Genomic DNA, 14,863 nt, shown 5'->3' with positions numbered 1-14,863 from the left:
ATGACTACGATCAGCACCACTCTCGCCAACGGCGTCGGGACCATTTTTCTGGATCGACCAAAAAAGCGCAACGCGCTCAATCGCCCCATGTGTGTTGATCTGCGCCGGGCGGTTCGCGATATGGACGCGAGCAGCGACGTGCGGCTCATCCTGCTCCGAGCCAAGGGACCCGTATTTTGCGCTGGCGCCGATATAGACGAACGAGCGACCCTCGACGATGATGGAGTCAGAGCCCGACGACTCCTCGCTTTTGCGGCCTACTCCACCATCGAGAGCGTTGGCAAGCCATGCGTCGCCGTTGTCGAGGGCCCTGCAATCGGCTCAGGAGCTGAAATTGCCACAGCATGTGATTTCATCGTTGCGACCGAGCATGCACGCTTCAAATTTCCGGAAGCGGCAATGGGGACGATCGGTGCGACGCAACGGCTACCCGCTATCGTCGGCCGTTGGCATGCAAAAGAGTTGCTCTTCACTGGCCGTGAAATCGATGCGCACGAAGGACGCCTGATTGGGCTGGTAAGTCGTCTCATCAGTGCCGATATGCTTTCGTCCGAACTTACCGTGCTATGCAATGCAATTATGTCCGCCCCACCATCGGCACTTGCAGCGGCCAAGCGCTGCGTCGATGCAGCGGCGGATCAAGACAGGCGAGCCGCGCTGGCGTCTGAGCTGTTATCAATCGAAAGCATGCTCATCGATGAAAACTGGGAAGATCGGATGCGGCCTTAACGTTTCCTGGATGACCCTTTCCTCTTCAATGGCTTTTAAAAAAAGGGAAAGGTTAGACCTTTGGCCTAGGGCCAAATTGAGATCTCGAAGTTCATTCAAATTGAAATCATGCCACCTCTTGTGAAATCAATGAGTTAGATAAAACATGCATTTCAATTGGGTATCGACGCATCATTCAATTTGGTTTTGCTCTTGTGCCACGAACGTAGTAATAACAGTTATCCAGCCCTGCCACACTGATCGTGCAACTAGACCGTAGTAATGCGCCAACATTATCTAGGACGGCTGAAATCGGCCAGAACCGGTCGACCGTGTGTCCCGCTTTTGGGTTATCCCATAGTTGTTAGCCACTCGTCGTGCCTGTTGATTTCGACCGCTTGAAGCAGGTCATAGTGGCTAGCACACACATGCCCTTGTCTACAGCACCCATGTTTCTTTCTATATGTAGACTGCGCCATTCTGGCGCCTATTAGGACAGTTTTTCTGCGCCTACCAAAAGGGTCATCAGTTCGGCCATTTCCCTTGGCGCCTGCGACATAAGTATCCCTAACTGTAATTTGAAAAGCTCTAGCCTTCGAACCCAGAAGCGGTTGCGTTCACCCGTCGCTTCGTTGTACTGCGTTCGGATGCGTTCCAAGCTTTCACTGGCCTGCTGAATCTGCATTTATCTGCGTTTGTCTCTGGGAAATCGTCATCAAGATAGCTGAAGGACATATTCCGCGCATACGACACCAGCCTGTCCTGTTTCAGACTCACGTGCTCCCAGGCATGCGCAAACTCGTTCCTAATCTTGCGTAGGTACTCGAAATCTTTGAACTGTTCTTCATTAATTAGGCCGAGGGCGTAGCTAGCCTTGATCCGCGATGAGAATGTACCCAGCGGCGCATTGAAACCGGTCAGCAAATCCTTACTCGCCGCGACAGGCAGCATGAAGGCTTCGATCAGCCGTCCCAAGGCCTCGTTCGCGAATGCGGCCAACGACAGGATCAGACTACGTTCGTCGTGGTCGTGCAGTGTTCTCGTTAGCCGATTCAGCGGGCCAAATACGTCATTTTCTATCTCTGAGTGTTCATCCGTCTTTAGAGTCGGCATGTTTATCCTTGATGTTCCCAGATAGGAAGTCTCATTGAACCATCGCGGCTTGACGGCTGTCGAGTTTCAAAGCAAGTATCGCGCATCGCTGAGAGCTGGGCGTCCACTTTGCATCAATAAATCGATGGGAGCGGAGGTTTGCCCCGGGTCTCTGGCAGTCAGGTACGATAGACGACATTCGGCCAGGAGTGGACCTTGGCTGTTGCTACCCTTAGGAGACATTCAAGGCTGATATTATGCTAGTGTATTCGGCAACGCTTTTCTCGTCTTGTTAGCAGCCTTCGTCGCTGAGTTTACTTCGAAATCCCGAAGCTACGACGGTTTCCGGCGATATGACTGTCCGAAGTTGGGGAGATAGGCGCAGAATTTATACCTCAAAGCCATCTCCCTAAAACACAGTTGGTTTTTTCGAAGATCATCATGATTACTGAATGTCCGAACTGCGAATCCAAAGTCGATTGTGAGGAAAAGGGGACCTAACCGATGTAGAAGTAATATGGTTACGCGTCTATGCTGTTCCCACTATAGGCGGAGATGAAGATTTCAGGAAATTGCATGAACATATTCTCCAACCTAAAGCCGCATACATCGGATCGCCGTTAGAAGAAGTAGAGGCTAAAGCTCTACAGAAGAGTTATAGAGACTACCTAATTAGACTTGGTCTGGTTACAGCTCAGATTTCAAAGAACCGCGATGGGGCTCCCGAGTTTGATAGATTCTCTGGCGATTTCAAGATTTCATATCATCACACGAGCGCACTGGGTAATCTCTTATTGCGGCAAATTGGGCTAGCTCCGAAGGAGCAAACATGATGCCGAACCCGGCGCTCAACCCGGCCAGCGCACCCCTATCTCGGGCACTCTGCTGCGTTGGCTTCTGACGTCAATAACACCACTATTGACGTCAAAATCTGGCCTTGCAGAGCATTCCGATCTAGGGCGCGCTGACTTGGATGAATTAATCAGCGTTTCCTTAGCTCGATGTTCCTGAACGTCCACTTTGCCAAACTACCAACTTCTGCAACGGGTCGAGGCTGTGTGAAAACTCACCAAACTAATGAAAACAGGGGTCTTCGACCTCCTAGTGATCTCAGAAAAATCGCTCCTAAGCCGATCTAAGAGACTGCCTTTCTGCCTTCGGCAGCTGCGTGATGCGTTTTCACACAGCCTCGGTCGGTTTCAGACGGAGGTCATGGCCTTTTAACGGCCAAAAACTGACCTTCTAATAGCCAAGATGACCGATCGCTTGACGACTGGTATTGTACGTTCGGAATAAACGTACCACAGGAAAAGCCACTAGCGAGTGTTACAGAGACAACCCTCTGAGATGTCTATTTGCAGACTGTGATCTATCATGATTGCCGAGAATAGGAGACATCATGGTGTATCAGCAATTTGGCGAACTCACAGGTTTGGCAACCGAAACAAGAGCCCTTCTTTGTATTGATCAAGATCGTCCCAACGAGTTTTTGATAACCGTTCTTCCGCGAGGTGAGTCACGATTTGCAGTGCTTGCGTTCGTAGAGGACCTAAGTGCGAAACCCATAAAACTCGTGCCTCAGAATTTGCTCAGGCCGCAAGCAAATGGTGGCCTAGTCTGCCCGCCGCTCCAACCAATTGAACGCCAAGCACTCACTAACTGTGAGATTCTCCTGACCGCAGCGAGCGACGGTAGCTACAGCGGCACTTGGAAAACAGCAGACAAAGCCGGTACGCTCTCTTTTCATGCACCGCAGCATCAGTTGAGTATTGAAGTCGAGGTCCTGCCTGATTGGCAAGGATTCAAACAGTGGGCTTCGCATGCACACTCGCAACTTGACGTTACACTTTTTCGTGGCCATGGAAGCAACAAGTTTGAACTTAGTACAACGTTTCACCGTATAGGGCGAAATCGCATGGAGCGATACTGTGCGGACACTTTAGCGCGCTTTCACAGCGAGGTTGAGGCTGAACTCAGTATGCGTTTAAATATGAATGACGGTGCAGATTATTCCGTTGTCCTTGGACTAGCGCAGCACCACGGTCTTCCGACACCAATGCTCGACTGGACAAAATCACCTTACGTGGCCGCGTTCTTTGCATTTTCAGATGCCTTGGATGCCTCGCACCGTACGAATGAGAGCCATGTCAGAATTTTTGCATTAAGCCGGCAGTTTGTGAACTCTATGTCGCCGCCCAACGTCGTGCTGACGTGGCCAGAACCGTTCGTTGCTTCGCTAGCAATTTCCTCACGTCATAATGCTAGACTTCGCGCCCAGCAAGGTCATTTTCTAGTTACCAACGTCGCCAATTTGGAAGAGTGGTTATGCAAGATGGAGCATGATTCCGGTCAACGGTTTCTATACGCCGTCGACGTTCCAGTCAGCTACGCTGCTGAAGCGCTTCAAGACCTGGCGTTCATGGGGCTAACTGCTGCCACTATGTTCCCTGGGCTGGATGGTGTCTGCCGGACGCTGAGGCACGAAATGGAGTTTACAAAGCCTGTCGCGAAAACGCCTAGTCTACCGGCACCAGATCAAGTAAGCGATAATCGGCCTAAAAATGACGCTGACACCCCCTCCATCGGCGCTTAGATCACGTTGCAGTCATGCGAAATTCCTTCCCCCCCCTTTCTGAACAGCCGCAACGGGTCGGTTTGGGCCACTGGTGATAGGTTCAATCGGCAAGGCCATAAACATCGCCAAGAGCCCAAATTTCCGGGATTCGAACTACGCACCTAAAGGCAAAAAATCGACTCTAGGGCGCATCAATACTAGCTTTACGTGTTTTTGAGAGTTCCAAACTGAGTGAAAGGAATTCCAAACTCAAAGAAAATCGACAGAAGTTCGACAAATTTGTCGATTTCCATTGGGTTTGAACCTCACCCCTATAAAAATCAACAACTTACAGGAGATCTGCCATTGAGATTGAAACCCGCTAGTCGTTTAGTTTGGAAGTTTCCGAACTTCCCACCACTTAGTTTGGGATTTTCCGACAATCCACATCTTCGCTCAAATTTTCAACGAATAGCATGGATAGCGGCCCTTCAGTTTGCTTGTCTTTATCGGCTTCGTCCACGCAATTAGATTCGTGGCAGATATTAGTTTTTGAGGTGAATTCCGAACAAATGCGCCATCAGTGCTTCTTCGCCCCGGTGAGTTCGATAACCTCTTTCCATTTGCGGGCCTCGTCTTTCAGAAACGCTGGAATCTGCGCCCGTGGCATGCTCATTGGCACCAGACCTAACCCTAATAAGCGCTCGCGCATCTTCTCATCCTGCATGACTGCTGCAACTTCTTTCTCAAGGCGCTGCTTTGCTTCATCCGGCACTCCCGTAGGCGCCATCAAAAGAATCCAGCCCTGCATATTGAAGTCATTGAGACCTTGTTCTGCAAGGGTCGGCACTTCAGGCAGGCTCGGTATACGCTCGGCTGACGTAACTCCGATTGGTTTGACGCGATTTCCCTGCAAGGCCGAGGCCAAAACGGGTAAGTTGTCAGACATGAAGTCTATCTGCCCTCCAATCAGGCCTGTAAGGCTTTGCATCCCACCTTTATACGGGATATGCATGCCCGAGATACCGGCATCATGCAGGAACTTAGAGATGACGAGGTGCGGCGTCGTTCCCACTCCAGGAGTGCCATAGGTTAGATTCTGTCCTTGCTCTTTTGCATGCTTGATAAGGCCTCTCACCGTATCGAACGGCTCATCTGATCGGACCACCATCACTTGCGGTGCCCAGGCAATCGCGGCTATGGGCTCCAGATTCACAAGAGGATCATAGGTCATCGTTTCTGGACGCAACGACGGCACAATCGCTAAGGGACCTGTTGAGCCCATGACCAGCGTATACCCGTCAGCGGGCTGTTTGGCCACAAAACCTGTGCCGATAGTACCGCTGGCGCCGACCTTATTTTCAACCACGACGGCCTGGCCTAGGCGTGGCGAGAGCAACTCCGCCAACAAGCGCATTGTAACGTCAGAAGAATTGCCGGACGGAAAGGGCACCACGATCTTGATCGGGTGCTCTGGCCACGCTGCCTGGGCGAGCGTGGCGGTAAATGTCAAGTAACTGAAGGCTAATCCAATGGCGAGAACTTTGCGTAGCTTCATAAGATATTCTCCAATAGTCGTTTTGTTTGTTATGCTTCTTCAAGGACATACTTGCTCGCCCCCGACAGGTCGCCGAGTCGTTCGCCGCCACGCATCTGCTCACCGTTTTTATCGCCGCGAGACTGTTTTTCCAGCGCCATTTCGGACACTTCAGCGACTTCGGCTCGGGGAATGATAAGCACACCATTTTCATCAGCCAGGATAATGTCGCCCGGGCAGACGACAGCGCCCCCACATGCCACAGGTTTATTCATCTGTCCCCCGATGTTGTAAATCCGGGTGGTGATGGGCGATATGCCTCGGGCCCAAACAGGAAAACCGAGCTCTTCGAGTTCAGAGGGATCCGTGCACATGCCATCCACGATAGCGCCCACAGCACCCGCTAGCACAGCGCCAAGCGCCACGCCGCCGCCCAGACAAGCATGCTTTTGATCGCCCAATCGGTCGATAACCAACACATCTCCTGGGCGCAGCAGCGTCAGGGCGTGATGTAGTAGGGTGGAATCCTGCCCGGGCAGCGACAAGGTCACCGCAGTGCCAATTATCTTGCGCGTATGGTTTACTGGCTTGATGTCAGGGGCCATGAATCCCCAGTGACGGAAGTGGCCAACGGTAGCGGTCTGCACCGCTGATAACATGTCGACGTATTTCGGATCCAGTGCAGCAGGCATGGGCTCTAGGACGAATTTTTTCACTGAAGCACCTTTTGTTTGGCCAAGGGAATTTCCTTGCGGACTTTATCGATTAACTGAATATCCAACCGGGCCGTGGCAAAGCCGTCGCCGTCGGAGCACTTGGCGATAACGTGGCCCCAAGGGTCGACGACGAGTGAATGCCCATAGGTATATCGCGTCTCGCCATTTTGCGTAAAAGGTCCGTGCGAACCGCAGGCCACCACATAGCTTTGCGTCTCAATCGCCCGCGCCCGACACAATACTTCCCAGTGATCTTTGCCCGTTTGTAAGGTGAACGCTGCGGGCAACATGATTACATTGGCGCCATTGCTGACAAGTCGCCGAAAGAGCTCAGGAAACCGAAGGTCGTAGCAGATGGCCAGGCCGAGGCGAAAATCGCCCACGTCAGCTGTGCTGATCTCCGAGCCAGCTGCCACCGCGTCGGACTCCCCATAACGCAGCCCATCCGGAGTGAAGATGTCAAACATATGCATCTTCCTATACCGCGCAAGCTCCTTGCCGTGGGGATCGAACACCACGGTTGTGTTGAACACGCGTTCCTGATTGGGAACCTTCTCGTAAAAGCTGCCTGAATGAACGTAGATGCCGTATTCAGCGGCCATGCGGGCGCAAAACCTATAAGCTGGGCCATCAGTTTCGGGCTCGCCCGCTGCCACCTTCTCTTGCGCGCTGCCGCCCGCCCAATCAAAGTGCTCGGGAAACACAATCATGTCGGGGGTGTCTTGTGTAACGGCACTGCGCGTCAGTCTTTCAGCTGTCGCAAGATTCGCTGCTTTATCCGAAACGGAATTCATTTGAATGACGGAAATTTTCACTACCATTTCTCCTTTATTGCCAAGCAATTCTTTTGCCGACCGATTCGCAATAATTGGCCGCGACGTCACGCGCCAAGGCCGCCACCGCTCTTGCTAGGCCCTGGCCTTGGTCGCGCAAGAACACCGCCTGGTAGTTCACTGAAACGAAGGGTCGTTTAAGCTTGATGGGAGCCAACTCGCCGGAGGCGATCTCCCGTTGCACGATGGCTTCGGGAACAGCGGCGATGCCGATACCGGATATGGCAAGCTGAAGATTGGTGGGAACCGCATTCGACACATGGATGATCTGTGGACACACGCCGCAGTTTTCGAAATAGCGGTCGATGCGAAGTTGAGACCGCGTCCCGGGCGGATAGCCAATAATAGGGTACTGGGCTAGCTCTTCAGGAAGTGCTGCATCGGCAAATTTCAGTTCCAATTTGGGGCTGGCGACAAAGGTCATAGAAAATGCGCACAACGGTACACTTTCGAAACGCTCGTGTACCGATTCGCTATCGGCACCTAGAACAAGATCGACTCGGCCTATTTCCAGTTCTTTGAGTAGTCTCTCGGTCAGCTCGGTCTTCAAGCTAATCGAGATTCTCGGGTAGTCCTGTCGCAGCGTATCTACAAGTCTCGGCAATATTGTCGGAATCAACGTGCTGGTCATTCCAATTCTCAATGAGCCCACCAGTTTGTTCGGATCAAGCATGGAGGCACGTAAGGACTGGTGGGCACTTACAATGCGGTCGGCATGCTCTAAAAAGGTCACGCCAACGGAGGTCGGCTCAAAGCCGTCGCCCCCACGTATGAAAAGGCAAACGCCCAGATCCTGTTCGAGGTTGGATATCCGGCTCGATACAGCCGCCTGCGTAAGGCAGAGCTTTTCGGCCGTAGCCTTGATGCTTTTTAACTTGGCCAGCCACAGCGCCGTTTCAAGAAACCGAATATTCATTAAGCAGTGCTACCTGTACGCCGGCACTAGACTGGGCCATCACCGGCAGTTCACCTTCCAATGTAGTTCTATGCATCGTCCTGACGTATTTCGTATCGTCAAAGCCGGTAGCGCAGTGTTGTGTGCAGCGATTGTCCCAGAGCACCGCATCGCCAGATGACCATTTGTGCGTGTAAATGAACTGAGGGTGCTTAGCAAAATCTTGAAGAAACGTAATTAGCTCTTTGCTTTCATTGAAGGGTAGTCCTTCAACGTCACAAGCCCAGCGCCCAATGTAAAGCGAGGTGCGCCTGCTAAGCGGATGTTGTCGTGTTAAGGGATGGTAGACGTCAGGCCGTTCGCGCTTTTCCTCCTCTGTGAGTGGTGCCATCAGGGGGTAGTGGGTCGAATGCAAGTCGATTCGACTGTAGCGAACACGCCGCCCGGCGATAATCTCTTTGACGCTCTGAGGCAAGGCTTCATAGACGCTGTACATATCGACAAAGAGCGTGTCGCCGCGCTCAGGGGGAACCTGTCTTGCATATAGGAAGGAGCCGCCGTTCGGAATGGTTTTGTCCTCGCCATCGGTATGGAATCCCTCGCCAACTCGACGAAGTCCAGCATCGCCTTCGGCATCGCCCACCACAGGTTTGGAGGGATCGACCTTGTTCGCATTCGATACCACGAAAACTTCGGGGTAGCCGTCAAGATTGAACTTAAACGGCCTCATGATATGCAAGGGGCCCAATCGACGGCTAAAGTGCACGTGCTCCTCGGGACTCATGTTCACAGCGCGGAAGCACAGAATCGAATGTTTCATCCAGGCACGCATAATCTGTTCAAGGTCGTCTTCTGATACTACCAACCCAGATGGGCAGTCCAAGACATCGGCACCAAAACCATCTATTTTCGGTATTATTTTCATAATCTCCTCCATCAAGTAAGTGGTCACATGATGTGCGTCACTGTAAAGCGTGGCAAGCGAAAAATTTTTGTATTCGGCTTAACATTTCTTTAAGACGCTGCAGCCGTCTGGTAGGCTGATAGAGGAGCGAGTGCAAGGGACCGACCTACTGAAAGAGAGAAATAAAGTCTGCCGAAACCGGTATGACCGTAGATCCTAAACATCGCCAAAAGCCAAAATCCCCGGACTTGGAATCCTCATCTAAAGACAAAAAAACGGTCGTAGGACGCATCAAAATTAGCTTTACGTGTTTTGGAGAGTTCCAAACTGAATGAAAAGAATTCCAAACTCAATGAAAATGTCGAAGCTCATTCGAATTGAAATCACATCTCATTTGGAATCAATGAGTTAACTAAAATACATAATTCAATTTGGTATCGACGCGTCATTCAATTTGGAATTTTTTTCTTGTGCCGCGAACGTAGTAATAAGAGATATTCAGCCCTCCCACACCAATCGGGCAACTAAACCGCCGACAGTACGCTAGCATTATCTAGAATGGTTAAGATCGGGACACAAGCGGCCGATGTATATTCAGCCGGAACATTATTACTATTAGTCGGTATGGTCATCAGGTCAACAACCTTTACCAGGTGACGTAATGTTGTTTGCAGTTCGGTTCTACGACAGGCCTAAGCGGCTTGATGTGCGAAAGAGTTTGTTAAATGCACACCTTGAATGGCTTTGGGATATAGCACCTCTGCGCCTTCCTTATCTGCCAGATACTGCATGATTGCGTGAGATTCCCAAAGGCGGAATCCGTCATCGTCCAGCAGAGGGACCTTGCCGTTCGGGTTGATTTGGAGGTATGCCTCGAATTTGTGCTCCCCCTTGAGCAGATCAACGGTGATGAGTTCTAGCTTTGCGCCCAATATGATTGCCGTCAGGAGAACACGACGGGAGTTGGAGGAAACCGGATGATAATAGAGACGCATTTGTCCTTCCCACAGCAGGAGCGGGCCCGCAGAGATTTCATCTGGCAAACGCACCAGAACGTCCGCTATTTACAGCGTACTGTAAACGAAAGGGAGCGACCATCCGGATCTTGCTCTGATATCCGGCGAAACATAGACTTCCAATTGTTCGGCGAGGTCAAGCGCAAGCCATGCACGCATGGCACCCGCGGTGGTCACCGCGAAGCGCCACGTTTCCACCCGGTCAGTCAATCGTAGGAAGGACGAACCGTTCGCTGAACGTAAGACGGTGGATGTGTCTTCCCTGAAAACAAGGGATAAGCAAGACCGCAGGTGAACCCAGTCGCGTCTCGCAGAATGCAGATCTAACGAGTGCGACGGAACTACCCAGCGTGATAATTGGCGCTCGAAAGGCTGTAGAGCGCATTAACATTAGCTTTACGTGTATCAGTGAGTGACTGACTGGTGCATCACTCCAAAGCGTTCTGCCAAGGCTGAAAGGCGCTTGTCCAGTGTCCAGAGCTCTGCTTGTGGCGTCATCATGGTCGAAGCCAGGAGCAGCATATCAACCAGCCCGCAATCTAAACCGAAGAGTTTTTCGCCTTCGATGAAGTCCACGGTTTCTTTCAGGGTAGCTTGTTGAGTGTGCCGTATGCTATCAAGATCGGCCAGAATACGCAGCCGATTGGGTGGCGTTCCGCAGGCCAACTCACCAAGCACCATAGGATGCACCATTACGCGATCACGCTCCAGCAAATAAGCCAAACCCTGATTTCCATGTCGGAAGTGATCAACCCATACCGAAGTATCAACCAATACACCGTTCATGCTTCGGCGGGCTCTTTACGGCGGCGCGGTATGTTGGGCATATGTGGCGCTGCCCCCCCGAGGGCTGCGAGTCGTTTCGCAGACTGTACACGCACATACGTCTTGACCGCCTCACGTATAAGATCAGCCTTTTCAATGCCGGGGTCGGCCACTTGCAGCGCCCTCTCAAACAATGCATCGTCAATCGTCACGGTAGTTCGCATTTTTGCCCCCATTAATTTGGCATCAATATATGCATCATATTACATCAAATTAGTGTTTTCACAGGTAATTCCCTAGCTGGCGGGCGCGGCCAGGTCACTGCTGTGCTAGGTCGTAGTTCCATAAAGCGGATTGGTGGTTACCCCGTTAGGGCGATAAGGTCGGTCACAGTGCAGGGCTCTCTTTGAGCCAAGGCATTCCTCCCGTCCAGCTAACACTTCTACTAGTTCTGATTGAACCATTCAACCGCGTCGGCTCCTGCTGGAACGCGGAATGCAGTCGTACCGCCTTGCACAACATTCCAGACAGCTTCTGCGACATCAGTCGAGTGTGTGACCAAGCCGTCGTAGTTCTGAAATCCAGAGAGCACTGAGTCCATGGTGGCAGCGTAGTCTTCGGGAAAGGTCTGGGCGATTCTTGCATGTGCGTTGCTGGCAAAAGCGGTTTCCGGAGCCATACCTGGCAGGATCACGCCGACCTGAATGTTGAAATCCTCCAGCTCCAGCGCCAAGGACCCAGTGAATGCTACTACCGCTGCCTTGCTGGCAGTGTAGACGGGAAGCAGTGGTAACGCTTTTAGCGTTACGGTCGAAGCTACATTGACGATAGTGCCCGCTCGACGCGCCCGAAACTGGGGTAGAAATGCCTGGGTCATGGACATCGTGCCGAACGTATTCGTTTCGAACACTTCGCGTACCGCATCCATCGAAGTACTTTCGAATGGCCCTAGCATACCGACACCAGCGTTGTTCACTAAGACATCGACCTGTCCGGCTTCCTTGACTGCATGTCGGATGCTCTCTGCATCAGTCACATCCAATTTTAAGATGCGCAAATGCTCTGATTTCGGCAAAACATCCTCGCTCGGCGTACGCATTGTGGCGATGACTTTCCAATTGCGTTCCAAAAAGTATTTGGCGGTTTCCAGTCCAAATCCGGAAGAGCAGCCAGTGATTAAAACGGTTTTCATGTGAATCCTCACAACATTAGGGAAACACAACGATAGTCCGCTTAATGCAAATCATCTACAATCAAAAGTCCTAATTTTGTTTGCAAGAGTCCGGCATGGTTGACCCTCTAACGTCTGTTGTAACCTTCCTCCAGCCAAAGATGGCGTACTCGAAAATTGTGACCGGTGCCGGACGCTGGGGCCTGCGTGGCAAATTCGATGATGCGCCATTATTTTGCTGCGTCATCATGGAAGGGAGGATGCGCTACACGGTTGACGGAACGCCACTGGTCGTTGAAGCCGGCGATTTCGTACTGATTCCTTCGATGTCAGAATTTTCGGTAACCAGTTACGAAATCCCTTCCGACCACGAGTGGCAGTCGGAACCTGCATTGCTAGAAAACGGGGAACATCGCAACGGTTTGCTCTCGGCCGATCCAGACGTACGAACACTAGTTGGCCTTTGCCGACTGACATCACCAGACTCTGCTTTGCTCTTGACGCTGCTGCCGAAACTCGTACATATCAGGGGCGACTGTCGACTGTCTGCGCTGGTTCAATTAGTCATAGATGAATCGCGCTCGCAGCGACCTGCGAAGGAGGTTGTCCTCGAACGTCTGCTGGAGGTTTTGTTGATAGAAGCCTTGCGCTCTTCGAGCAATGCGGTAACGTCGCAGGGACTGCTACGCGCACTCGCCGATACCCGATTGGCAAGCGCAATACGACTTATCCATGAAAGCCCAGAAGAGCCATGGACCGTTGAGCGTTTAGCGAAAGCATCGGCGCTATCCCGCTCTACATTTTTTGAGAGATTCGGCACAGCCGTGGGTGTTACACCAATGGACTACTTGCTTTCGTGGCGGATGGCACTGGCAAGAGACTATCTTCAGCGGGAAAAGACGATTTCCGAGGTGGCGGCTCTAGTCGGATACAGTTCATCGAGCACTTTCACAGTAGCCTTCACCCGGCACACTGGCATGCCACCTGGCCAATATGCTAAAACTCGCCAAAATGCACGCGCACGGAACGCCGCCTAGTCGACTGCAGCCTCAGGCGCACTTCATCCACGTCCGTTTTGGGTCGACTTGTGATCGTCGCTGTCCAGCCAATTGCGGACCTTCCGCAATCTCCATTTCCCAGGCAGGCACTCCTCCAACGCAAGGGTGCGGCAGCACTCCGCCACCGCACGGGTATCGCAACTACGATCAGAGCCTGCCTTCTGCAAGCAGTTCGCGCGTCCGCTTCAGTGTCGACAGCAGCGCGCTCTTGTAGCCTTTATCACTGTCCATCCACGCTTGTTCGGCCTGTTCATCGGCGCCGCCCGGTGTCTTGCCGCGCAGCCCGATATAGCAATAAAACCTGAGCTGGAGCGCGCCGGCGGCATTTTCGAACAGTTCGTTGACGATCACGCCTTCACGTGGGCCGCTAGCCTGGAAGAACGAGACTTTTTCCTCCGGGTCGAAGCTGATGATTTCGCGCAGGTAATTCCCACTGATCGTGGCCTCGCGCACGATGTGGGTCGTACTGTCCTCCACCACCTCGCAGCCGGTGCAAAGGTTGGGCGGCAGGAACAGACGGGCATCGCGGGCCTTGAGCACGAGGCCCTTCCATGCCTGGGACCGGGTGAGCGGGGTTGCGCCGGTCGGATTGACCGGGACAGTTGCAGTCGAATAGATCATGATAAAGTCCTTATTGTCGGGCTTGGTTGGGGGGGCAGGCAGAAGCCGCGATTTCGGTGGCGAAGTCCCGGTAGGATCGCAGGGGCCGCCCTAGCAGTGCGGTCAGGCGCGCGATGTCGCCGGCTTGGGGGACCATGCCGTCGCTGAGAAAGCGCTCGCTCATCAGGCGCATGTCATATGCCATCCAGCTCGGCATGAACTGGCGCAGATTTTTTTCGAACCCAGCCGTGTCGTCGCCGCCATAGACGATTGGACGTTTCAACACATCCGTCCAGATGGCGGCCACGTCCGCGCCGGTGAGTGTATCTGGACCGACCAGATTGATGCGCTCGAGCGGAATGGGCCTGGTGGCGGACTGACGATGAATCAGCTCAATCGCCGCGATCTCGCCGATATCGCGCCCATCGATCATAGCCAATCCCTTGCCGCCGATCGGCATCGGGTAGGTGCCGTACCCGAGCACCACGTCCTTGATTGTCAGGTCGTTGTCCATGAAATAGGCCGGGCGCAAAATGGTGGCGGAAAATCCCATTTGCTCGATCATGCGCTCGACGCCGAACTTGCCTGCGAAGTGGGGCACGTTGACGTAGACATCGCTGTGGATCACGGACAGGTAGACGACTCGCTCGATACCCGCCTGGCGGGCGACGTTGAGCGCGACCAGCGCCTGGGTAAATTCATCGGGCACAACGGCATTGAGCAGGAACAGTGTTGACACGCCGGCGAAAGCAGCGCGCAAGGAGCCGACATCAAGCAGGTCGCCCTGCACGACGTCGACGCCGGCCGGGAAGCTGGCGTTCGCAGGCTTGCGGACGAGGGCGCGCACTTTGGTGCCGCGTTTGACAAGTTGTTCGACTACCTTGCGGCCAATATTGCCAGTTGCACCGGTTACGAGAATGGTCATGATGTTTACTCCAGGTCGGGTTGAAAAGCGTCGGTTGACGCTTTGCATGATAGACATCCCACGAGCGTACCGATAGACGGTATAGTTAG

Annotated in this window: 15 protein-coding genes; 3 read left to right on the top strand and 12 right to left on the bottom strand. The window is 52.8% G+C overall.

Annotation, left to right across the window (positions count from 1 at the left end):
• The gene (locus LSG25_RS19735) at positions 1-729 is read left to right on the top strand and encodes an enoyl-CoA hydratase/isomerase family protein (RefSeq protein ID WP_232742565.1); all 729 of its coding nucleotides are present in this window, start codon (positions 1-3) and stop codon (positions 727-729) included.
• Between the two features lie 567 nt (positions 730-1,296).
• Here LSG25_RS19735 and LSG25_RS19730 read toward each other — a convergent pair.
• The gene (locus LSG25_RS19730) at positions 1,297-1,821 is read right to left on the bottom strand and encodes an MltR family transcriptional regulator (RefSeq protein ID WP_232742564.1); all 525 of its coding nucleotides are present in this window, start codon (positions 1,819-1,821) and stop codon (positions 1,297-1,299) included.
• Between the two features lie 1,378 nt (positions 1,822-3,199).
• Between LSG25_RS19730 and LSG25_RS19725 the strand changes: the two genes are divergently transcribed.
• Positions 3,200-4,393 carry an FRG domain-containing protein gene (locus LSG25_RS19725; RefSeq protein ID WP_232742563.1) on the top strand — a complete coding sequence of 398 codons (1,194 nt, stop codon included), beginning with the start codon at positions 3,200-3,202 and terminating at the stop codon, positions 4,391-4,393.
• 541 nt (positions 4,394-4,934) lie between these two features.
• On the opposite strand, the gene LSG25_RS19720 is transcribed toward LSG25_RS19725, so the two are convergent.
• The 9 genes from LSG25_RS19720 to LSG25_RS19680 form a co-directional block, all read right to left on the bottom strand.
• The gene (locus LSG25_RS19720; RefSeq protein ID WP_232742562.1) at positions 4,935-5,912 is read right to left on the bottom strand and encodes a tripartite tricarboxylate transporter substrate binding protein; all 978 of its coding nucleotides are present in this window, start codon (positions 5,910-5,912) and stop codon (positions 4,935-4,937) included.
• A gap of 29 nt (positions 5,913-5,941) precedes the next feature.
• Positions 5,942-6,607, bottom strand: a complete 666-nt coding sequence (locus tag LSG25_RS19715; RefSeq protein WP_232742561.1) for an RraA family protein — start codon at positions 6,605-6,607, stop codon at positions 5,942-5,944.
• Positions 6,604-7,428: a carbon-nitrogen hydrolase family protein gene (locus LSG25_RS19710; RefSeq protein ID WP_232742560.1), complete on the bottom strand. Its 825-nt coding sequence runs from the start codon at positions 7,426-7,428 to the stop codon at positions 6,604-6,606. The genes LSG25_RS19715 and LSG25_RS19710 overlap by 4 nt, the downstream gene beginning before the upstream one ends.
• A 7-nt stretch (positions 7,429-7,435) precedes the next feature.
• Positions 7,436-8,356 (bottom strand): LysR family transcriptional regulator, encoded by a 921-nt coding sequence (locus tag LSG25_RS19705; protein ID WP_232742559.1) that lies wholly within the window; start codon positions 8,354-8,356, stop codon positions 7,436-7,438.
• Positions 8,337-9,260, bottom strand: a complete 924-nt coding sequence (locus LSG25_RS19700) for a TauD/TfdA family dioxygenase (RefSeq protein ID WP_232742558.1) — start codon at positions 9,258-9,260, stop codon at positions 8,337-8,339. The genes LSG25_RS19705 and LSG25_RS19700 overlap by 20 nt, the downstream gene beginning before the upstream one ends.
• 671 nt (positions 9,261-9,931) lie before the next feature.
• A complete protein-coding gene (locus tag LSG25_RS19695) occupies positions 9,932-10,288 on the bottom strand; it encodes a glutathione S-transferase family protein (protein WP_232742557.1) in 357 nt (118 codons plus the stop codon).
• 372 nt (positions 10,289-10,660) lie between these two features.
• Positions 10,661-11,041, bottom strand: a complete 381-nt coding sequence (locus tag LSG25_RS19690; protein WP_232742556.1) for a VapC toxin family PIN domain ribonuclease — start codon at positions 11,039-11,041, stop codon at positions 10,661-10,663.
• Positions 11,038-11,244 (bottom strand): type II toxin-antitoxin system VapB family antitoxin, encoded by a 207-nt coding sequence (locus LSG25_RS19685; protein ID WP_232742555.1) that lies wholly within the window; start codon positions 11,242-11,244, stop codon positions 11,038-11,040. The genes LSG25_RS19690 and LSG25_RS19685 overlap by 4 nt, the downstream gene beginning before the upstream one ends.
• Positions 11,245-11,465: 221 nt before the next feature.
• Positions 11,466-12,212, bottom strand: a complete 747-nt coding sequence (locus tag LSG25_RS19680; protein WP_232742554.1) for an SDR family oxidoreductase — start codon at positions 12,210-12,212, stop codon at positions 11,466-11,468.
• 95 nt (positions 12,213-12,307) lie between these two features.
• On the opposite strand from LSG25_RS19680, the gene LSG25_RS19675 reads away from it, so the two are divergent.
• On the top strand, positions 12,308-13,228 hold the full coding sequence (locus LSG25_RS19675; RefSeq protein WP_232742553.1) for an AraC family transcriptional regulator: 921 nt from the start codon (positions 12,308-12,310) through the stop codon (positions 13,226-13,228).
• A 168-nt stretch (positions 13,229-13,396) separates the two neighbouring features.
• On the opposite strand, the gene LSG25_RS19670 is transcribed toward LSG25_RS19675, so the two are convergent.
• Positions 13,397-13,870, bottom strand: coding sequence for an AtaL-like protein (locus LSG25_RS19670; protein ID WP_232742552.1), 474 nt, complete (start codon positions 13,868-13,870; stop codon positions 13,397-13,399).
• A gap of 10 nt (positions 13,871-13,880) precedes the next feature.
• Entirely contained in the window at positions 13,881-14,774 is an 894-nt protein-coding gene (locus LSG25_RS19665; RefSeq protein ID WP_232742551.1) for an SDR family oxidoreductase, read from the bottom strand.
• Between the last annotated feature and the right edge of the window lie 89 nt (positions 14,775-14,863).

This window comes from Paralcaligenes sp. KSB-10 (assembly GCF_021266465.1).
Classification (GTDB): domain Bacteria; phylum Pseudomonadota; class Gammaproteobacteria; order Burkholderiales; family Burkholderiaceae_B.
Note: the sequence above shows the minus strand (reverse complement) of the source record. Positions and strands in the feature narration are given on the sequence as shown.